The sequence below is a fragment of the Paenibacillus sp. GCM10027630 genome (assembly GCF_042676305.1).
GTDB lineage: Bacteria > Bacillota > Bacilli > Paenibacillales > NBRC-103111 > Paenibacillus_S.
The window spans coordinates 95,479-117,798 of the sequence record NZ_JBHTGY010000010.1; the positions used below are offsets into that span (position 1 = coordinate 95,479).

Genomic DNA, 22,320 nt, shown 5'->3' on the forward strand with positions numbered 1-22,320 from the left:
CGGCAGATGTTGTCAGGCAGGTTCTCAGAAGGAGGCGATTGCTCATGAGCGGAAGCGAGCAGCTGCGCAGTAAATTCGAACAGCCATCGGTTGAATATAGGTCGGCTCCATTCTGGGCATGGAATGATGACCTGCAAGAGGAAGAGCTGGTGCGGCAAATCGAACAGATGAAGGAGCAGGGAATGGGCGGTTTTTTCATCCATTCCCGAGACGGTTTGGAAACCGATTACATGGGCCGAGAATGGATGGATTACGTTCGGACAGCTGTACAAACCGCTGAACGGCTTGGTATGCAGGCATGGCTGTATGATGAGGACCGCTGGCCGTCCGGCTTTGCAGGAGGGCTCGTGCAGGCTAGTGGCGGGGATGCCAATAGAGCCAAAGGGTTGACGATGGAGGTATGCCATCCAGGGGATTCGTGGAATATAGCGGATGCTGCTGCTTTGTTTAAGGCAATCATCGATGAGAGAAGTCTGATTCGCTGTGAACGTCTGCCAATTAACGAAGCCCCTAAGTTGGAAAAAGATGAAGTACTGCTCGTTTTTCGAGTGGAGGTGTCGGAATACAGCGAATGGTTTAACAACGAAGCACCGCCAGATAATTTGAATCCGGATACGGTGCGGACGTTTATCGATACCACCTATGAAGCCTACAAGCAAGAGGTTGGAGAGCAGTTTGGCACAACTATCCGTGGTGTGTTCACTGATGAACCGAGCATTCATGACCGTCATTGCAGGTTTACAGAAGGACGGGGCTGGATTCCATGGACATGGACATTCCCGTCGTTTTTCCAAGAAAGAAGGGGCTACGATCTTCTGGATATCGTCCCCTACATGTACTTCAATGGGGAGTACTCCTCACAAGCCCGCCATGATTACTGGAGGACGATCACGGAAAGATTCAGTGAAGCGTACTCCAAGCAGCTCGGCGATTGGTGCGATGACAACGGAATCGCTTTTACAGGCCATTACTTATGGGAAAACAATATGGGCACAGCTACCCGCGTATGTGGGGCTGTTATGCCCAATTATCGTTTTCAGCAGGTTCCCGGTATCGATATGCTGAATGAGCAAACAAATGAATATATCACGGTGAAGCAATGCACAAGCGTAGCGAATCAATACGGAAGAAAGTTCGTGCTTACGGAAACGTACGGCTGTACGGGCTGGGGCTTTACGTTCGAAGGGCAAAGATGGATTGGCGATTTCCAATATGTACTCGGAGTTAATATGAGATCGCAGCATCTAGCGCTCTACTCGATTAAAGGATGCCGGAAGCGGGATTACCCTCCTGTGTTCAGCTACAATACAAGCTGGTGGAAATACAATTATGTAGTTGAAGATTATTTTGCCAGACTATCGGCCGTCTTGACGGAGGGAACCCCGGTCCGGGATATTCTCGTGCTGCACCCCTCCTCCACAGCGTGGAGTATGGTCGGTACAGGACCTTATGGCTTTCCGGCCAGGGGCAAGGACAGGGATGTCTCGGCTACGAATACATTCGGACATGAATTCAACGCTTTTCTCGGCGAGCTGCTTAAGGGACATTACGATTATGATCTCGGCGATGAGACGATCATGGCGGAAACGGGAGCGATACAGGGAAGTAAGCTGGCTGTAAACCTCGTTGCATATAGTGTCGTAGTGATTCCGCCAATTAAGACGATGCTGCATAGCACCTATCGGCTGCTGCTCGATTTCCTGGATGCAGGAGGGAAAATAATCGCCGTTGGAGAGAGAGCATCCATGCTTGAAGGCAGGCCGACAGATCTGCTATCTCGGCTCTATGAGCATCCTAACCTTACACAAGCTCAAGACGCTCAAGAAACGATAGGGGCTTTGCTTCATATATCGCCTCGGAGAGTTAGTGTAACCCATGCCGGCTCTAAGGAGGAAGCTCCCGAGTTTCTATATATGCTTAGGGAGATGGACGATTGCCGTACGTTATTTGTCGTAAACAATGATCGTAAAGGCTCGCATCGGGTTCAAATAAAGATGGAAGGCAGCGGATGCCTGGAAGAGTGGGCAGCGCTGACTGGCAGTACGCAGCCAGTTGCAGCAGCCGTAAACGATGGTTATGTACACTTCGCTGCAGAATTTGGACCGGCAGAATCGAGATTATACATACTGGATAAGAATAAAGCTTCGATATGCGAGAACGATTCGATGACCGGATCAATCGAGATTATCGAAGGAATCGGTCCAAATACTGTTGAAGACTGCGAGTCCATGCTGGAGTTGGAAACGGTCAGCGGATTTACCCGCACTATGCCCAATGTGCTGACTCTTGACACCTGCTCTTATCGGCTTAATGAGCAGGACTGGTCTGAAGAAGTTGATGTGTGGCTGGCACAAAAAGAGATTCGAGATGTTCTGGGTATGAGACAGGTGTATGGAAACGGTCTTGAGCAGCGATACAAGTGGATTAACAAGCCGCATCCGGGGAATGGCGCTCCTGTGCAGCTGAAATTCTCTTTCCATATTGCTGCATTGCCACAGGAGCAGGTTCATCTGGTAGTGGAATCTGCAGAATACTATGAAATAACAATGAATGGTGCTGCTGTACTTAATCAACCGGATGGATGGTTTCTCGACCGGTCGTTCGATAAAATTCCGCTCCCTGGATTAATGGAAGGACGTAATGAACTGGTTTTATCCTGCAGCTACCATAATCGAATGGAAGTAGAGGATATATATATCATTGGTGACTTCGGGGTGGATCTCGACAGGAAGATTGTAGCGGAGCAAGAGACGCTGGAATTAGGCGATTGGTGTACGCAAGGTTATTTCCATTATTGCGGCAGCATGATTTACCATTTCAACCTGCCGGGGCAGAACGCAGCTGAAGCGAAAACTCGGACTTTACTGGAGCTTCAAGGCTATTCTGCGGTTATGGTGGAAGTCAAGGTTAACGGCCATCTGGCAGGGCATGTGCCTTGGAGGGCTGCTAATCTCCTTGATCTGGCAGAGCATCTTCAAGATGGAGAGAATCGGATAGATATCGAAGTGATGGGAAGCCCTCGTAATATGCTGGGTCCGTTCCATCATCGGTCCGGTGAGCCTTCAACAACAAGCTGGGCATCGTTCCGCAAAACGGGCAGCGATTACACACCGGAGTATCGATTGCTTCCATACGGATTGTTCGACCCAATCAAATTGTACCGATTGAATGTAGAAACGGAGGTTCGAGCATGAAAATAAGATACGGGTGGAAGCAGTTCCTTGCTTTGCTCATCTTGTGTACTGCACTGCTGCTGCCTGGAACTGTTGACGCTGCAGTTAAATATTCTACTTTTACCAAAGACAGCTATGGCAACCTGATTTGGCTTCAACCGGCTTATTATCCGATCGGTGTTATTGGTCAGGATTTATATGTACCGGATCCGGCTAAACCCCAAGTGAAAATGAAATCATCCATGAAAAATCCGAAGGATATATTCGTGGATAAGAACAATGAGATTTATATTGCCGATTCAGGTAATAACCGGATTGTCCATATGAATGAAAAAGGCAAGCTGCTTAGGTATATTACGTTACCGGAAAGCCCGCTTTCCAAGCCAGAAGGCGTCTTTGTGACCAAGGACGGAGATATTTATATTGCGGACACAGGCAACAAGCGAGTGCTCCAGTTGGATAAAAACGGCAAGCTGCTAAAGGAGTTTAAGCGGCCGGAGTCTCGATTTATCGCCGATACATTCGTTTTCGAGCCAGGCAAAGTGATGGTGGATGAGCGCGACTTCCTGTACATCGCGATCCGCGGCGGATACGAGGGATTGATGCTGCTTGACCCGAACGGCAAGTTTCAGGGCTTCTTCGGGGCTAACAAAACGGCGCTTTCTCCGCTGGATGCATTAAAACGAGGATTATACACGAAGGAAATGTATGCCAATGAAGTAGCAAAAAGACCGGAAACGATAAACAGTGTCGCCACGGATAAAAATGGTTATATTTACACGGTCACTGGCGGAACGGCCAAGATTGACCAACTAAAGAAGTTGAATATTAAGGGGGATAATCTGCTTCGCAGCTCCCAGAAATCATTCGGCGAATACCGTGCTATCGATGCTCAGCCGGGTCTTAGTAAAACCGGTGCAAGTATTCCTCAGCTGATCGATATAGCGGTTGACCAGAACGGTAATATGATCGTGGTGGACCAGCAGTTTAAATATATTAGCAATTATGATGCTTCAGGCAATCTTTTATATTTCTGGGGAGGTCCCTCAGCCGTAGGCTCCTCACAGGTTGGCTTGCTGAAAAGCCCGGTCGCCCTGGATGTGAACTCAAGGAATGAATTATTCGTTCTTGACGATCAGGAAAATATTGTCCAAGTATTCCGCTTATCGGAGTTTGGGCAAAAGGTGGATCAAGCGAATCAGCAAACCCTTGCCGGTTATTATGAGGCTGGGGAAAAGCCTTGGCAGGATGTACTTCGCATGAATGCGCAGTTCACGCCCGCTATTCTTGGTTTAGCCAAATCAGCTTTCAAAAAAGAGCAGTATGAGGACGCTAGAAGGTTGTTTAAAGAAGCGGGGGATCAGCAAGGCTATTCCAACGCCTATTGGCAAATCCGGATGCAATGGTTCCAAATGAATTTCTCCTGGATAGCGAGCATCCTTTTATTCGGAGGAATTTTATGGTTTGTGCTTGATAAGCTGACTAGCAAGAGCGCGTTTCGCAGTCGCCTGCGCAATCGGAATCAAAAGTCAAAAGCTCAGTTTATAGCTAATTTCCGGCATGCTATTTACACTTTGAAGCATCCGCTGGATGGGTTTGTGGCGGTACGCTATGAGGGTAAAGGAAGCTACCTTAGTGCCGTGCTCATTTTGCTTGCCGTATATGGAGCTTTATTGGTTAAGGATATCGTCACTAGTTTTTCTTTTAATGCAGCGACCTCCATCGATATTTACTCGATCTTCACGCAGTTTTTCATTGTATGGCTTGCCTGGATCATTTCCAACTACCTGGTGAGCTCGATCTATCGTGGTGAGGGACGGTTTAGAGATATTTTTATCGGCAGCGCTTATGCATTGGTTCCTTATATAGTCGTTGGCATTCCGTTAGCTGTTATTTCTAACTTCATGACGTTAAACGAGTCATCCATGTACAGCTTTGTGGCCAATGGAATGATGGTTTGGATTGGCTTGCTTATGTTCTGGAAAATTCAATGCATTCATAATTACAGCGTAGGCGAGACCGCATTGAACATTCTTCTTACCTTGTGCACGATGCTCGTCATCGGTGTACTAATCTTTGTTACGGCCGGTTTGACTAACGATTTGATATCCTTATTTTATGAAATGGGCCAGGAGTTGATTTTAAGATGATATGGATAAACAAGCTGAATAAACCTGTAACCTACGTTACCGTCTTACTCTTGGCCGTTGTCCTGCTATTCGTCACCCAAGCGAAGTTCGAATTCAAGGCGGATCAAAAGGAACGTACCTTCGCACCGGCACAGAATGATTCAGGAGCCGCGAAAGGCGTTCCAGCTCAGTTGCCTCAAGAGAGCGATTTTAAAAAAGTGGCGGAAAGCGATGCTCTCCGATTAAATATGGATGAGAAAACAGGACATTTTATTGTGGAAGATAAAAGGAATGGCAACGTGTACCGTTCGTACCCGAATCCGCAATATTGGAGCCAGGAAACGATTTCGGAGAATTGGAAGAAGCATTTGAGCTCACCGCTCATGGTTCAGTATGTAGATTTTTCGAAAACGATTCTGCAAGCGAAGGAAACGAACTTTGCCGCAGAAGGCGGGCGCGTGAAGGATGTTCAAATGATTCCCGGAGGATTCTCTCTAATCTATGAGCTGCCTGCATCCGGATTTACGATTCCCGTACAGGTTAAAGTAGAGAATAATTATGTTGAGACCAAAATCGTGCGCGAGGGCATTAAAGAATCCAACATGGGACTTATATGGGTGAGGCTGTTTCCATTCCTCGGGGCGGATTATTCTGCTGGGCAGGATGGGTATATGCTCATACCGGATGGGGCCGGGGCGTTGATACGGTTCAAAGAAAACCAGTTGAATGTGAACAAGCTGTATGATGAAAGCGTGTATGGACAGGATAATGCCTTCGGAGGCATGAACAACAACCGGAACCGCATTATGATGCCGGTATTCGGTATGAAGGCGGACTCCAAGGCTTTCGTGGCCGTGCTGGATAAAGGTGAGGAGTATGCTGAAATCGTCGCCTCTCCTTCAGGAGTCCTGAGCAACTATAACTGGGTCACCGCACAAATGAATTTCCGCGCGAGCTTTCTTCAGTTTACAAGCCGGAATTCTCCGGATGAATGGGGATTTGTCGCCTATAACAAGGATGAGCTGTTCGGCAGCGACCGTGTTGTGCGCTACTATCTTTTGGATAATAAGAAAGCGGATTATGTAGGAATGGCTCAAACTTATCGGGATTACTTAATGAGTGAGAAGGGGTTAAAGCAGCTGCCTGCTGCCGAGCCGAACCTGCCTATGCATGTTGATATTATTGGCGGAGATCAGGAGAAGGGGGTAGTAAGCGACCGCTATTTAAACTTAACGAACACAAGCGATGCCACGCAAATGATTACTTCTCTGGAGAACAAAGGGGTAAAAAATATGTCGCTCACTTATATGGGTTGGCAGGATGGCGGCTACAGCTCCTTTGGTAAGACATTGCCCGTTGATTCAAGCATCGGTGGAAACAGCGGGATGAAAGCGTTCATTGATCATGCGCATCGCTCGAAGTTCCGCGTCTATTTGGACACGGAGTATGCAGCGAACAACACAGGGGGCGGCGGCTTCGACGGGAAGTTTCATGCAATGACCAATTTGGCAGGACGCAATATAACCCTTGGCTTGCTGTACAACAATTCAAGGGTACCGATGGTTAGCGAGAAATTTAACGAAGCATCGGTGAAGAAGGATTTAAAGTTGTATAAAGAAATGGGTGTTGACGGACTGGCCGTTAACCGGACGGGACAGCGGTTGTTCAGCGACTATAACACGAGCTATGGCTCTCCTAGAAATGAAGCGAGAAATACGCAGGAACGAATATTGAAAAATATTAAGGAAGAGCTCGGCGGTGTACAAGGGAAAAGCTCTAATTTCTACGCTTTGCCTTATATTAATCACATTCAAACGATGATTTATGATCATTCCTATGATCTGTTCACGGATGAAGCAGTGCCGTTCGCCCAGATCGCAGCCCATGGCTTAATCACTTATTCCTCTGAATATGCGAACAATCGGCAGGAGGATGTGAAGGACTTTTTACGCGATATCGAATACGGCGCTGTTCCCTCGTTCATATTCACCAGGGCCGAAACCAAAGATTATGTGAATGCCTATGGAATTCGCTATTATAATACTTACTTTCCGAATTGGGTATCATTCGCGGCAGAACAGTATAAGCAATATAACGATGCGCTCGGCGATGTGCAAAGCCAATTCATCAGCAATCATAAAACGTTGGCGGATAATGTAAAGGAAACGACCTATGCCAATGGAAAGCGCATTGTAGTCAATTATAATCTGGAGCCGTACCGTGACGAGGGTCTGGATGTGCCTGCACAAAGCTTCATTGTTATCCAGGGAGGAGCGGCTAAATGATGAAAAGAAATATAAGGCTTCGTTCGTCCTTCTCCGAGTACCTCGAAGGAATGATTTTCATAGCGCCATGGTTTATTGGATTTCTCATATTCATGGCCTTCCCTATAGGCTATTCCTTGTTTATGAGCTTTCAGAAGGTAACCATTACGGCAACAAGAACGACGACTCAATATGTGGGATGGACTCATTACCAATATATCCTGTTTGAAAATGGAAGCATTTTGTACAATGATTTATTACCATTTCTAAGGCAGGCTTTGTTTATGATTCCGATTATCGTGCTTTTTGCATTGATGATTGCGATTATACTGAATCAAAATTTTGCTGGCCGTACCTTTTTTCGCGCCGTATTCTTTCTTCCCGTCATTCTTTCGACCGGTGAGGTTGTTAAGGAATTTTTGACACAGGGGGAAGGCGATCTCGGGTTTATGTCCAAATACAATGTTTCGGGGCTTATTAAGGCCAATCTCTCGGCGACTTGGTCCGGACCGTTGGTTGGGATTCTCGACTCCTTCGTATTGATCCTTTGGTATTCCGGGGTACAAATCTTAATCTTCCTCGGCGGAAGACAGACGATATCGAATTCAGCTTATGAGGCGGCGCGGATCGATGGTGCAGGACCGTGGGAAACCTTTTGGAAAATTACGCTTCCGGCCATGACTCCGTTTATTTTCCTGAACTTAATTTATACGGTAGTCGATCTGTTCACTTTTCCGACAAATCCTATTTTGCAAAGGGTCAGAGACAGCGAGTATGGACAGTACAGTGCGCTAATCTGGATCTATTTTCTCATTATCAGCTTCTTCCTGGCCATCATCTTCATTGTTTTCCATAGAGCTACCAGATCGCAAAGACAAACCAGCTAATAGGCAGAAGCATATGTTTGACAGGTTGGAAATAAGACATAACTTTTTGTAGGGGTGAAGCTATGATTGGTTTGAAATTGAAAGACAAGCAGGAGCTTTCGATCCTGCTCTGGCTCAAGAAGGCGAGATTTCTCATCTTAGGTCGCGAAGCGGATAAAGGTTTGCTGTTCAAATTGTTTATTTACTTGATTTTGCTTGATACCGCCTATATTTATTTGAAGCCAGTGCTGCATATGGTGACTACTATGGTCAAAAATTCCAGCGATTTGCTCGATCCATCCGTTAACTGGTTTCCGAGAGTTGTCTACTTCGGTAACCTCCAGGAGGCGTGGGAATGGCTGAAATATCCGAAGGCGCTAAGCCTAACCTTCATAATGGCCTTATCTGTCGCTACATTGCAGACTCTTTCCTGCGCTGTGACCGGCTATGCTTTTGCCAGGCTGAAAATTCCTTTCAAAGGACTGCTGTTCTTTTTCCTGCTGCTGACATTCATTGTCCCGATGCAGGTTACGATTTTGCCGAACATTATTTACGCACGGGAGCTGGGGCTGTTAAATACGATTTACCCGATCATTGTTCCGGCATTTTTTGGTCTCGGCTTGAAGGGAGCTCTGTTCGTTATTATTTATCGGCAATTTTTCTCCACACAGCCTAAGGAGCTTGAGGAGGCAGCCCGAATTGATGGGGCCAATGTGTTCAAAATCTTTTATAAAGTCATGATGCCGCTTGCTAAACCAGCTATTCTCGTGGTGTTCTTGTTCTCCTTCGTCTGGACCTGGAATGATTTCTATTTGCCAAGCATGTATTTGGCTGATATCGAAACCGCTCCATTGTCCATGGGGATCTCACGAATCGCTACGGCGTTGAGACAGCAGGCTGAGCAGTTCGGGCCGTCTGTCACGGACGAAGCAATTCGCATGGCGACAACATTTTTAATGATTATCCCGCCTATGCTGTTGTATACGTTCACGCAGCGCTGGTTCATTGAAGGTGTTGAAAGAACGGGCTTGGTGGAGTAGGAGAGTGTAAGGCGTTTGTCCGATGAATGATGAATTTGCTTTCATCGGTCAGATTCCTTGAATCGATGCAAAAAGAATGGAGGCTCCTTACAATGAGACGATTACTGGGTCTTATGGCGGTAATGGTGATGATAATATCCATCATGGGATGTTCGTCATCTACAAGTGGAAGCGTTGCTTCGGATGGATATTCGGAGGCCAACGCCAAGAAGGTTATGTTAATCAGAAAGAAAGAGGGCAGCGGAGATCCGTTTATTATCAGCCATTTGAAGAAGCTCGGCTACCAGGTTATGGATATTGTAGACAGCGACTTTACCGTTGAGAAAGCTAAAGGCTATGGGGTGATTTATGTGAGCGAGTCCGTCAACTCCTCCAAAATCGATCCTAAATTGAAGAGCTCTACCATACCCGTTGTGTATGCCAAAACGCAAGCAGCAAGCGATGCCGAGTTGGTGGGTGTTCAGAAATTCGGGCAGGATGATGGGGTGAAAACCGTTCGAATTATAGATAGCAAGCATCCGATTGCCGCCGGGTTAAAAGATACGGTTGCTCTCTATAAAGAAGATGGCCGAGTAGGTTACGGGCTTTATCCGGCTAAGGAAGCTTCGATCATCGCTCAAATTCCTGCAAGCGGCGACAATAAGAAGGCGGCTATTTTTGCCTATGAGAAGGGCGCCAAAAATATGTCCAACACTGCTGTGCCTGCACGCCAAGTATTTTTCTCCATGCCAAGCGGCGAAGAAATCAAGCTTACCGATAATGGCTGGAAGCTGTTCGATGCTGCAATTGAATGGGCTTCGCTTAGTGGTAAAAAGTAAGGAGTTAAACTAATTTTAGGAGGGATTATTTCAATGAAACGATTGCTGAGTTTGACAGTGACCGCAATGATGATTTTCACCCTTATGGCTTGCAGTACAGTGCCTGCGAATGTAGAAAAGCTTGCGAATCAACCGGCTTCGAATACTTCCAAAACCCAAAGCAATGGAAAAAAGGTTCTTTTCGTTGGAAAAGACAGTGGCGGAGACGCGCTTGTTATTAAGCGTTTAAAGGAGAAGCATGGCATGGAGGTTACCGTTATCGCCGATAAGGAGCTTAAAACGGAGAGCGCCAACGGTCATACTTTAATTTTTGTAAGTGAGTCTGTGAATTCCGGTAAAATAGGCGACAAATTTGTAAAAACACCGATACCTGTTATTTATGCGGAGCCTCAATCCACCAGTGATACAGGAATGACCGATGTTGATTCCTTTGGAGCTTTTGTTGGAGCTAATACAGTGAAGACCATTCAGATTAAGGACAGTCAACACCCGCTCGCAGCAGGGCTGTCAGGCGCTGTTGACGTATACAAGGAGAACGGGAAGATGGGCTTTGCCATCCCAGGCAAAGAAGCTATCGTCATAGCTACGGTGCCCAAAGAGGATCAGAAGGCGACTATTTTTGCCTATGAGAAGGGCGTTAAGAATGTAAAAGGCGATCCGGTTGCGGCCCGTGAGCTGTATTTCTATATGTTCAACGGAGAAGAAATCAATCAGAGCGATGATGGCTGGAAGCTGTTTGATGCAGCTGTTCAGTGGACCACCGGGAAAAATTAACTCTCGAAATAAGGAGAGGTGAGCGACATGGTTCGTATGGCAAGTTTTCTGCTTGCAGTTCTGCTGCTGATTTCCTTAACCGCATGTTCGTCAACAAATAGTGTACCGAATGAGAGCAGAAAAGCACTTTTTGTCGGCAGGGAAAATGGCGGAGATGGTATTGTTATCAAGCATATAAAAGCACTGGGATTCCAGGTTGATGTATCGTCGGACAAAGATCTGACAGCTGAGAAAGCTGTGGGTCACACCTTCGTATTCGTAAGCTCGACTGTGAACTCGAATAAAGTGGGCAATAAATTAAAAGCATCCCCGGTGCCTGTTATTTATGCGGAATCGCAAAACATGGGAGACCTGAATTTATCGGGCAAAGAAACAGATACGGATAATGGAGATTTTGCAGGAAAATCGATAGCGATAAAAGCCGCCAACCACCCTATCGCAGCGGGTTTACAGGGAAGCGTGGAGGTTTACCAGCAGGAGGGCAAGATTGGCTTCATCGTTCCCGGCAGCGAAGGGGTCATTGTTGCTTCTTCCCCGGATAATGAACAAAGGGCGGTGATTTGTGCTTTCGAAAAGGGAGCCAAAACTATGAATAACGAGCCGCTTCCCGCCCGTCAGGTGTACTTTTATATAGTTGGAGGCGAAGAGATTAACCAGACAGACAATGGCTGGAAGCTGTTCAGCTCTGCTGTTCAATGGGTGACTGGAGCTAAATAGCAACCTTTAAGGGAATCTGTTTTCAATAAAGGAAAGATGCAATTAACAACCTATAAAAGTGGAATAGTCCCCCAATGAATATAACCGAGGTTCGTATTAAAGTAGAACTATGATCTTGTAAGTTTGAATAACTAGCCTTGGACAATCAAATTTCACTTTTGTCATCAATTACAAGCGCTTACATACAAAGTGCTTTTGGGAGATGCAGAAGCTTGTATTGCGTATAGGTTGGTTAACTATTAAGGGAGGTTTCAAACCGAATATGAAAAAAATGGTCAAAACATCAATGGTGGTCGCATTGGCATGCTCCGTTATGGTAGGCTGTACGGCCGACCCTGTTGCAACGGACAAAAATCCAGATCCCGGTAAAACGACTAAAGCTCCGGATAATGAAATATTTATTTACACCTCTTACCCTGCTTTTTACGCTAAAGAAGAAAATTGGGAGAAGCAAGTCGGCCAGTATTTAAAAAAGAAGTTTCCGGATCTCACTATTAAGCATGTCCATTGGGATAAAGGAAGAGAATATAAGGATTTAATTGCAGCCGGTACGATTCCCGACATTATTATTGATAATGCCCGGATGAACTATGAAAGATATATTTTGAAAAATGATCTTCAATATGATATGACTGAGCTAATTAAAAAGTTTAATTTCGATACGAGTAAATTGAATCCTGCTGCGATGGCACAGATGAAAAATATGACGCCTGAAGGTAAAATTTATGGCTTGCCTTTCCAATTAAGCGATTTCGTGCTTTTTTATAACAAAGACATCTTTGATAAATTTGGCGTCGATTATCCGAAGGATGGCATGACCTATGATGAGATTTATGAACTGGCCAAGAAGTTGACTCGTGTGGAAGGCGAGAACACATATAAAGGTTATCAGCAGCATCCAGGTTTGTACATGACGTATAATCAGCTTTCATTGCCGCCACTCAGCCTGACGGAGGATAAAGCACAATTAAGCACAGACGGTTGGAAAAAAGAAGTGGATAACCTGAGACGCTTCTATGAAATTCCGGCCAATCAGTTTACTTCCGTTGATGATTTCCCTAAGGGAAAAATGGCGATGAGTGTGCATGTGTCCGAAAAAATTATTCAATGGTATGAGCAAAATAAAAACTTGAATTTCGATATCGCCGCAATGCCATCCTTCGCCGATGTTCCCAAGACGAAAGCCCAGCCTAACATGTACGCGGCGTACATTGCACAGCAATCGACCAAGAAGGATAAGGCGTTTCAGGTCATAGCTTATCTTCTATCGGAAGAGATGCAAATAAACTTCTCCAAGGAAGGCATCATCGGACCTTTAGAAAGCCAGAAGGTGCAAGAGGCGTTCGGTAAAAACTTGCCGCAAATGCAGGGTAAGCATACGGAATCGATTTTCTACAGTAAAAATGCAATGCCTCCGGCAGCTCGTGCTAATGGCCTGACCCATGTTGATGTACCTTTGCATAATGTATTTGCTCCATTAATTTTTGGAGAATCCAAAGATTCGGCAACGGCTCTAAGAATGATTGAGGAACAAACGAACAAAGGTATCTTAACGGAAAAAGCCGCTAAATCGAAATAAGATTTACTGTAAGAATGAATAAACAAACCTCCAGAAGCGCCATACAAGTGGTGCTGGAGGTTTGTTTTATCAGATTTTAGAATGAAATCGCTAGATGACAGGGGGAATTAGTTCGATGAAACGTTTGCTCATGCTGCTCTTTGCGGCTTTTATGGCAATATCCATCATTGGCTGCTCAGCAGCAACAGATAAGCCTGCTCCAAATGCAACTTCCAAGGCTCCTGAAGTGACAACGCCTCCGAAGCAAGCTGAGGCACCTAAGGCTGCGGAGCCGAAAGCACCAGCGGAAGCACCGAAGGCCGAGGATCCGAAGGCTCCGGCGGAAGCACCGAAGGCTGGGGAGACGAAGCCGGCCGAAGCGCCGAAGGCCGAGGAGACGAAAGCACCAGCGGAGGCGTCCAAAGCTCCGGCCGAAGCGCCTAAAGCAGCTGAGGCGAAAGCTCCGGCGGAAGCGCCGAAAGCCGCCGAACCGGCAGCCCCGGCTCCGGCGCCTGCTCCTGCATCTGCACCAAAGCAGGAGGAAATTTCCGCCAAAGGGAAAAAGGTTCTTCTTGTCGGCAGGGAGAAGGCTGGAGAGGATGTAGTTGTCTCAAATCGTTTGAAGGCGCTTGGTTTCACAGTTACCATTATGCCTGATAAGAACTTCACCGCTGATAAAACGAATGGTTATGATCTTATTTATATTAGTCAAACGTTGAACTCCAAGATGGTTAAGGATGGGGTCATGAAGGATGTAGCCATACCGACTGTGTATGTGAAAAATCACGGAATGTACTATCTCGGATTGTCGTCTATTGAAGAAAACGCCAATATTTTTAATGTCAAATCGATTGATATTGTAGACAGCAACCATAAGGTGGCTGGCGGTTTATCCGGTACTGTCGACATTTACAAAGAAACCGGTCCTAAAATGGGGATCGGTTATGGGCTGCCTGGCAAGGAAGCCAAAATCATTGCAACAGGTCCAGGGGATAAAAGCAAAGCAACCATCTACTATTACGACAAAGGCACGAAAGCGGATGATGGATATGCAGTAAAGGCGCGTATATCGTTTTTCTATTTGAATAATCAAATGGAAGAAAATACAACGGCTGATGGTTGGAAGCTGTTAGATAACCTGGTTCTATGGACTTTACAAAACGGCTAATTTCAACACGATAATAAGTGGAGGTTTGAAATGAGCTTACAATTAAGAAAATACGCTTTAGCCGCTTTTTCGCTCCTTTTGCTGGCGGGCTGCGAGCAGGGACTTGTGTCAAATCCTGTTGCTTCGGTCGAAAAGAAATCGGTTGATCCATCGCCTGAAAATGAAATATTCATATACACGGTCAACCCGCCTTTTTACGCAAAAGAGGAATATTTTGATAAGCAAATCGGTCAATTCATTCGTAAAAAGTTTCCGAATACGACCATCAAGCATGTTCACTGGGATAATCCCGGCAGGCAATATCAGGATTTGATCGCAGCAGGTACGATTCCCGATATTATCATCGACAACACTCGGATGAATGTACAGAGGTGGATCATCGATAATGATCTGCAGTATGACATTCGGGATTTGATCAAGAAGTACAACTTTGACACAAGCAAGCTGAATCCGGCTTTGATGGCGCAGATGGGAAATCTGACTAAGGAAGGGAAGATATATGGACTTCCTTTCAATAATAACGATTTCGTGCTCTTTTATAACAAGGATATTTTTGATAAATTTGGTGTCGAGTATCCGAAGGATGGCATGACGTATGATGAGGCCTATGAGAAGGCTAAGAAGCTGACTCGCGTAGAAGGTGAAATTACGTACAAGGGATACTCTCAAAACCCTGGTCACTATATGAACTATAACCAACTGTCGCTCTCACCGCTTAGCCAGACAGAAGATAAAGCAAGCATGAACAACCCGGAATGGAGGAAAGCCGTAGACAACTTAAGGCGTTTTTATGATATTCCTGCCAACCAATTCGATACGGTTGAAACCTTCGCTTCGAAAGGCAATATCGCGATGGCTGTTGCAACGGTTGACCATCTTGTATCTTTCCAGGAGCAGAATAAAAGCCTGAACTTCGATATTGTGCCGGTTCCTTCTTTCAGTGATGTGCCAGATACAAGATATCAACCTAATGTATATTCGATGTATATCACGAAGCAATCCAAGAAGAAGGATATGGCTTTTCAGGTAATGGCGGCGCTGCTTTCAGAGGAGCATCAGGTTGAGCTGGCTAAAGAAGGTGTAATTGTGCCGATGGAGTCGGGTGCGGTCGTGCAGGCATTCGGACAGAACCTTCCGCATATGAGAGGCAAAAATACGAAAGCCATCTTCCATGGCAAGACGGCTATGCCTCCTGCAGCCAGAGCCGACGGCTTGCTCTGGTATGACGTACCTATGCAAAATGTATTCGCACCGCTTATATTCAAAGAATCTAAGGATTCCGCAACAGCGCTGCGTATGATTGAGGAGCAATCGACCAAAGGAATAGAAACAAAGAAAGCTTCGATAGTTCAGCTTGATAAGGCTGCAAAAAAGTAAACGAACCAGCACTTATAAAATACTAAATTTAGGAAGGTGCATAGAATGAAAAAAATACTATCGTCCCTATTATGCTTTCTGCTGTTAACCCTGACTGTTCTTCCATTTGCTTTTGCAGCGACAACGACACCGGAAACTCCAGCGGTAAAAAGTGTAGCTGATTTTAAAGATTTGAAGGATCTCCCGCAAGATGAGAAAGCCAAATTCGATGAATTGATTCGTGGCGGCGTGTTTAGCGGATTGTCGGAGGATACATTTGGTTTGGATGCCAAAATGGATCGTGCCCAGTTTGCGAAGGTGGCGGCGATTATTTTTGCCTTGCCCCTGGATAAAACGCTGGCCAAAGCATCGTTTACAGATGTTAACACTGATCATTGGTCATTTGTTTATGTTGAAGCTCTTAAAAAAGCAGGGCTTACCAACGGATATGATTCCGAAGGAAAAACGTATAACCCGTCCGGAGTGGTTTCACGTCAAGAGCTTGCTGCCTTCCTTGTTCGGGGACTTGGGTTGGATGATGCTGCGAAAAAAGCTGCTCCGGCGACAGATGCTACGGTAGATGATTGGGCGAAGGGTTACGTGTCGCTTACACTCGATAAGAAAATTTTGACAAAACAGGATGATGGTACCTTTGGCGGTGTGGCGTCGGCTACGCGGAAAATGCTCGCTAATGCAAGTTATGAGGCGAAGAAAATTTTCGGTTCGGCGGGCAAGACAGATCCGGCAGCTCCTACGACTCCGGCTACGCCAGGGACGACAACACCGTCGACACCAGGAACGACGACTCCTGCGACGGGAACAACGCCAGCAACACCATCACCAACGACTCCGGCGAAAACGGACTCCCAGTGGCAAGTATCTGCTAAAGGGAAGAAGGTGCTTATTACTAGTGATCAAAAGAAAGCTAGCTCTCCTGAGTTAAGCGATGATGAAAAACCGGCAGTGGCCCGTTTGCAAGCATTGGGTTTCGAAGTTACTCGTATTTCTAGTACTAAAATCGATGCCAGCATTACTGCTGGATACGATCTCATCGTTATCGGAGCTTCAACCAACTCTAAGTATGTTAAGAAGAAGCTGAAAACAATCGATATACCGGTTCTATACATCAAATCAATTTCATTTGGAGATGCAGACTTTTCAACCGTTGCAGAAAAAACTGACATTCCTAAGCAAACCAAGGTGACAATACAAAAAAGTGATCATCCGATTGCTTCGGGATTTAAAGGAGATGTTGAAGTCTTTTTAGATCCAACATATGTTTCATTTGGCATTCCGAGCAGTGATGGTGTTATAGTTGCCTCAGCGTTTGGGGATCCAAGTAAAGGGGTTATCATTACTTATGAGAAAGGCACAAAGAATGTTTTAGGTGAAACGATAACGGCTCGTACTGCATTATATGGTGTGAGAACTATAACCGATATAAAAAATTCCGGCACAGATGAATTTTGGAAATTAATGGATTCGACAGCGATGTGGCTTATTCAAAAGCCAGGTAGCTAATCGATCGAGTATAAACAATAAAACATCCATCCTGATCAGCAGGATGGATGTTTTTATGCTGAGCATCCAACAATTACATAGTTTCTTTGTTAAGCAAGTTAATAATGAAGCAAACAACCTATAAAGTTGAAATAAAAGCCCTAAACGATAACAGCGTTTTCATAGTAGAGTTATTAATATAATGCATAGAGAACTCTGAGTATGCTTTCAAAATTAGTTTTGCAAAAGCAATGCTCATCTTAAGCTTACGAAGCAAGTTTTCCTTTTGGAAAACCGTTAGGAGTGTGAAACCTTTGACGAATCTGAATCAGCCGTCCCCTAACGAGCCTTTGGTAAGAGCAGTAGGGATTACAAGGGTGTTCGGACGAGGTACTGCTGCTGTACATGCGCTAAAAGGCGCTGACCTCTCCATCTCAACGAACCGGCTTGTGGCCCTAAAAGGGAGATCAGGCTCAGGAAAAACAACGCTGCTGAATATTCTGGGTGCACTGGATAAGCCTACTGAAGGCAAAGTTTTTTTCAATCGAGAGGAAATTAGCAATTATTCGGAAAAGAAGCGCAATGAATTGAGGCGTATACATATGGGTCTAATTTTTCAATCCTTTGCACTAGTCCCACTGATGACCGCATACGAGAATGTGGAATTTGGTTTGCGTATTGCTGGCGTTCAACCAATGCTTCATAAGGAATATGCGGAAAGAGCCTTGGATTTGGTGGGCTTGAAGTCAAGGATGAAGCATCATCCCTTCGAAATGTCAGGGGGCGAGCAGCAGCGGGTTGCCATTGCAAGGGCAATTGCCCATAAGCCTTCTTTAATATTGGCAGATGAGCCAACGGCTGAGCTCGATAGCAAGATGGGGATGCAAGTTATGAAAGTGTTCAAGGATCTCGTTCATCGTGAGGGTATGACCATTATGCTAACAACACATGATCCTGCGATTATGAGTGTAGTCGATCAGGTATACGCATTGGAGGATGGTCAAATTGTCGAGTAAGCTTTCGCGCAAGCTGTTGTTGCTAGCTGCAGTTGGTATCGTCACGGGTACTTTATCCGGCTGTTCCTTGCTGCCAGTTGAAGAAGAGGATCTGCAGCCGCCACTTGTTCAGCCAGTCAAGGAAACACTAAATGTTGTCGAAGCAAAACGTTCTACAATAGCCAAGCAAATTACAGGTGTGGCTACATTTGTTTCGGATAAAACGAACTACCTGTACTATAAGACGCCTGCTGGCAAGCTAATATCTATTGATGTCAAATTGGGAGATAAGGTTAAGGCTGGAGATGTAGTTGCATCAACAGAAACAAGTGAGCTGGAAACGAAAATTCGACTTCAGGAAATTGCTATAGAAAAGGTCAAAATTTCGTTTATGCAAGAAATAGCCGATAAGGGTGCGGAAGATCCAGCTGTACGCTTGAAAGTATTGGATATGGAAAGTGCTCAGCTCCAATTGAAAGCGCTACAAACACAAGTAGCCAATTCCAGACTCGTTGCCCAATCCGACGGCATTGTGACGTTCGTAGAACCTCTGAAGTCTGGAGAAGAGGTATCTGCTTATAAACAAATTGTAACCCTATCCGATCCCAGCCAAATAAAGCTGGTCTATACGGCCTCAAGCCAGAATGATCTGGCTGGGGTGGAAGTGAATATGGATGTCGCTGTGAAAATAAAGGATAAGATGTACAGTGGAAAGGTAGTTCAAACCCCAATTACCGCTGCTCCGAGCGACAATAAAACCATACAAGATAAAAACAACAAGTCATTAGTCATAGATGTTAAGGATGCGCCCCCTGATGCAACCATTGGATCTCAGGCGGATATTACTGTAGTTACGGAAAAACGGGACAATGTAGTTGTGATCCCAAGGGCAGGCTTGAGAAGTTATATGGGACGTGACTACGTGCAAGTGCTTGATGGGGAAAGCCGCAAGGAGATAGATGTGGAGAAAGGAATTGTTGCAGCAACTGAAGTTGAAATACGCAAGGGCATAAGTGACGGACAGAAAATAATTATGAACAACTAGGAGGCCTAGACATTGGCATTATTTATCATGATCCTGCGCAAGATGATCAATAATAAATGGCTGGAGCTTAGCCTTCTATTCGGTCTGGTCCTATCCGTTGCACTCACGAGCAGTATGCCTATTTACACAAACGCTATTTTACAGAGATTACTGGTGCAGGAGCTTCAAGCGCTGCAAACGAGCAGCAGTCAATATCCAGGTATTTATTGGTTATCCGTCAATTTAAATCCAGATGATAAAGAGAAAAAAACTAAAGTTAACGAAACCGATGAATTCTTGAAGAAGACGGGGAAGCGATTTGGAGTTCCGGTGCAATATTACGTTAGGGAAAGATCGACTCAAAGATACGGTCTTAGTCCTGCAGAGCCAGATAAAGTGGATATTAACAGACAGAGGTCTGCTGATATAACGGCTTTGGAAGACTTCGAGGAACACATCCGCCTCATTGATGGTCGTATGCCTGCTAAATCACCTGTTAATGGGATTTACGAAGCACTCGTAGTCCCCGAAGCCCTGACAGAACTAGGTATGGTCATTGATACTGTGTTCGTCATTCGAGACGAGATTAACAAGGAAACCATTCAAATTAAGCCGGTAGGCGTATTTGACCGCAGTGACTATACGGATGTTTATTGGTATAACATTCCAAGCAGCTATAAAAATAGCTTCCTCGTAGATTTTGCTTTGTTTGAAAAAGAGTTCATCAACGATGCCAAATTAAATGTTCAATCGAGCTATTGGTATCTGGCGCTGGACTATTCCAAGATGACTTTAATGACCATAAACTCTTTCATCTCTACCCACTTTATGGTTAATGAGCATATGGACGAACGCTATGAAAACCACAATTATAATGCTCCTGCCTTGCAAACGCTCGGTGCTTATTATGTAAAAGAAGCCAATCTGAAGATCATGCTCTGGTCGTTGAATGTACCTGTAGTATTGATGCTCGGCTTTTATTTGTATATGGTAGCTAATCTCATTACCGAACGTCAAAAGACAGAGATAGCAGTATTGCGAAGCAGAGGCGCAAGCCGAATGCAAATTATTTTAGGATATGTGGCAGAGGGTTTAGTGCTTGGAGTCATCGCTTTTTTTGTGGGGCCATACTTAGGGATGCATTTGACTAGCGTGTTGGGAGCCTCCAGTGGGTTCCTTGAATTTGTACAGAGGGCTAAGCTGGATGTTTCTCTGAATCAGGATGCTTTCCTGTATGCGCTGATTGCAGTTGCAAGTTCTCTGGTAATGACACTCATTCCTGTATTTCTTGCGACCAAGGTAACCATAATCGGGCATAAGCAGCAATCCGCCAGGCAGTCCAAAAGCTCATTTTGGCATAAGTATTTTATCGATGTTATTTTGGTCGGGATAGCTATGTACGGGCTGTATAACTATAAAACACGGATCAAAGATTTGCTATCGTTAGGTCTTAAATCTGGAGATTTACGAGTAGACCCGCTTTTATTTTTGATACCTGCTCTTTTTATTTTGGGCATGGGGCTGCTTGTGCTTCGTCTATATCCTTTGTTCATGAGATTGGTTTATAAAACGGGCAGACGGTGGTGGTCCCCTGCCCTGTATTTCACATTAATTCAAGTCAGTCGTTCTACTATCCAATACCAATTTATTATGGTGTTTCTAATTATTACTATTGCCACTGGATTATTCAGCGCTAGTGCTACGCGTACAATTAACAAGAATACAAGTGATAAAATCCGTTATTCGGCTGGGGCCGATATTACGATGCAAATTCGTTGGGAGAATGATGCTCCGCCCGCTATTTTAACGGGGCTGACTGGCGATGACGGTTTAGAAATTCAGGAGGAGCAAGCCGATAGTACAGAAGCCAAACATAAAACCCAATATACAGAGCCGTCTTTTCTCCCCTTTACTCAGCTGCCCGGGGTAGAGCATGCGGCCAAAGTTTTTATAAAAAAAGACGCTACCTTTAAAAAAGGCAAGACCGAAGATAAGGTTGAGCTGATGGGAATCGACACTAAGGAATTCGGGCAGACCGGATGGATGAGGCCTGGATTAATGGGACATCATTTTTTTGATTACTTAAATTTGATCGCATCTAATCCGTCGGCTGTTCTAATATCCAGATCGTTGGCCGATGAGTATAGCTTGAAATCAGGAGATACCATTACTGTAGGCTGGTCAGGTATTGAAGGTACCCGCTTTACTGTATTCGGTATTATTGATTACTGGCCGTCTTGGAATCCTAACCCGGGTACGGGTGACAAAGTGACGGTTACTTCAAAGCAGGGAACGACAACTAAAATTAATAAACCAAAATTAATTGTGGGCCACCTGCCGTATATCCAAAATAATATGGCGTTAGAACCTTATGAGGTATGGCTGAAGCTTAAACCGGATGCAAGCAGTCAGTTGGTATATAAGGCTGTCGCTGAACACGGCTATGATATTGAGGATTTAAGAGATGCCAAGCAAGAGCAGATCAAGGCGATAAAGGATCCCTTCCAGATGGCGATTAATGGTGTAATGACATTAGGTTTCCTTATATCCGTCTTTATATGTTTTTTTGGATTTCTGCTCTATTGGATTTTATCGCTCTCCGCTCGTACACTGCAGTTCGGTATCTTGCGTGCAATGGGGATTTCCTTCTTCCAGCTTCTTCTTATGCTGATAGGCGAGCAGGTTCTAATCTCCGGTGCAGCGATATTTATCGGAATTGGAACGGGCAGTATTACTAGCCAATTGTTTGTGCCCTTATTTGAAATGTCCTTCGACCCGAAAACACAGGTGCCGCCTTTTAAAGTGACTTTCGATGCCCGTGATCAAGAGCGGCTTTACTGGATTGTCACTATGATGATTTCGGTAGGTTTGGTAATTCTCGGCTATATCGTATCGCGTATCCGTATTCATCAGGCTGTCAAGCTCGGGGAGGATTAAG

At 45.2% G+C, this 22,320-nt stretch carries 15 protein-coding genes; all 15 read left to right on the plus strand.

Annotated elements, in window-relative coordinates; translation table 11 throughout:
• Positions 1–44: 44 nt before the first annotated feature.
• Positions 45–3,194 carry a glycosyl hydrolase gene (locus ACFQ0C_RS05400; protein ID WP_379364680.1) on the plus strand — a complete coding sequence of 1,050 codons (3,150 nt, stop codon included), beginning with the start codon at positions 45–47 and terminating at the stop codon, positions 3,192–3,194.
• Positions 3,191–5,323, plus strand: coding sequence for a YIP1 family protein (locus ACFQ0C_RS05405; protein WP_379364682.1), 2,133 nt, complete (start codon positions 3,191–3,193; stop codon positions 5,321–5,323). The genes ACFQ0C_RS05400 and ACFQ0C_RS05405 overlap by 4 nt, the downstream gene beginning before the upstream one ends.
• Positions 5,320–7,587: a DUF5696 domain-containing protein gene (locus ACFQ0C_RS05410; RefSeq protein WP_379364684.1), complete on the plus strand. Its 2,268-nt coding sequence runs from the start codon at positions 5,320–5,322 to the stop codon at positions 7,585–7,587. The genes ACFQ0C_RS05405 and ACFQ0C_RS05410 overlap by 4 nt, the downstream gene beginning before the upstream one ends.
• Positions 7,587–8,453, plus strand: a complete 867-nt coding sequence (locus tag ACFQ0C_RS05415) for a carbohydrate ABC transporter permease (protein WP_258213010.1) — start codon at positions 7,587–7,589, stop codon at positions 8,451–8,453. The genes ACFQ0C_RS05410 and ACFQ0C_RS05415 overlap by 1 nt, the downstream gene beginning before the upstream one ends.
• A gap of 62 nt (positions 8,454–8,515) precedes the next feature.
• Positions 8,516–9,472, plus strand: a complete 957-nt coding sequence (locus ACFQ0C_RS05420) for a carbohydrate ABC transporter permease (RefSeq protein ID WP_379364686.1) — start codon at positions 8,516–8,518, stop codon at positions 9,470–9,472.
• A gap of 92 nt (positions 9,473–9,564) precedes the next feature.
• A complete protein-coding gene (locus ACFQ0C_RS05425; RefSeq protein WP_379364688.1) occupies positions 9,565–10,290 on the plus strand; it encodes a hypothetical protein in 726 nt (241 codons plus the stop codon).
• A 33-nt stretch (positions 10,291–10,323) separates the two neighbouring features.
• Positions 10,324–11,064 (plus strand): hypothetical protein, encoded by a 741-nt coding sequence (locus tag ACFQ0C_RS05430; protein WP_379364690.1) that lies wholly within the window; start codon positions 10,324–10,326, stop codon positions 11,062–11,064.
• A gap of 27 nt (positions 11,065–11,091) precedes the next feature.
• A complete protein-coding gene (locus ACFQ0C_RS05435; RefSeq protein ID WP_379364692.1) occupies positions 11,092–11,781 on the plus strand; it encodes a hypothetical protein in 690 nt (229 codons plus the stop codon).
• 262 nt (positions 11,782–12,043) lie between these two features.
• Positions 12,044–13,360, plus strand: a complete 1,317-nt coding sequence (locus ACFQ0C_RS05440; RefSeq protein WP_379364694.1) for an ABC transporter substrate-binding protein — start codon at positions 12,044–12,046, stop codon at positions 13,358–13,360.
• A 115-nt stretch (positions 13,361–13,475) separates the two neighbouring features.
• A complete protein-coding gene (locus tag ACFQ0C_RS05445) occupies positions 13,476–14,507 on the plus strand; it encodes a hypothetical protein (protein ID WP_379364696.1) in 1,032 nt (343 codons plus the stop codon).
• A gap of 30 nt (positions 14,508–14,537) precedes the next feature.
• Positions 14,538–15,884 (plus strand): ABC transporter substrate-binding protein, encoded by a 1,347-nt coding sequence (locus ACFQ0C_RS05450; protein WP_379364698.1) that lies wholly within the window; start codon positions 14,538–14,540, stop codon positions 15,882–15,884.
• 45 nt (positions 15,885–15,929) lie between these two features.
• Complete coding sequence (locus tag ACFQ0C_RS05455) at positions 15,930–17,384, plus strand: S-layer homology domain-containing protein (RefSeq protein ID WP_379364700.1); 1,455 nt, start codon at positions 15,930–15,932, stop codon at positions 17,382–17,384.
• 293 nt (positions 17,385–17,677) lie between these two features.
• Complete coding sequence (locus ACFQ0C_RS05460; protein ID WP_379364702.1) at positions 17,678–18,379, plus strand: ABC transporter ATP-binding protein; 702 nt, start codon at positions 17,678–17,680, stop codon at positions 18,377–18,379.
• Positions 18,360–19,403: an efflux RND transporter periplasmic adaptor subunit gene (locus ACFQ0C_RS05465; protein WP_379364704.1), complete on the plus strand. Its 1,044-nt coding sequence runs from the start codon at positions 18,360–18,362 to the stop codon at positions 19,401–19,403. The genes ACFQ0C_RS05460 and ACFQ0C_RS05465 overlap by 20 nt, the downstream gene beginning before the upstream one ends.
• 12 nt (positions 19,404–19,415) lie before the next feature.
• The gene (locus ACFQ0C_RS05470; protein ID WP_379364706.1) at positions 19,416–22,319 is read left to right on the plus strand and encodes an ABC transporter permease; all 2,904 of its coding nucleotides are present in this window, start codon (positions 19,416–19,418) and stop codon (positions 22,317–22,319) included.
• Position 22,320: the final 1 nt, after the last annotated feature.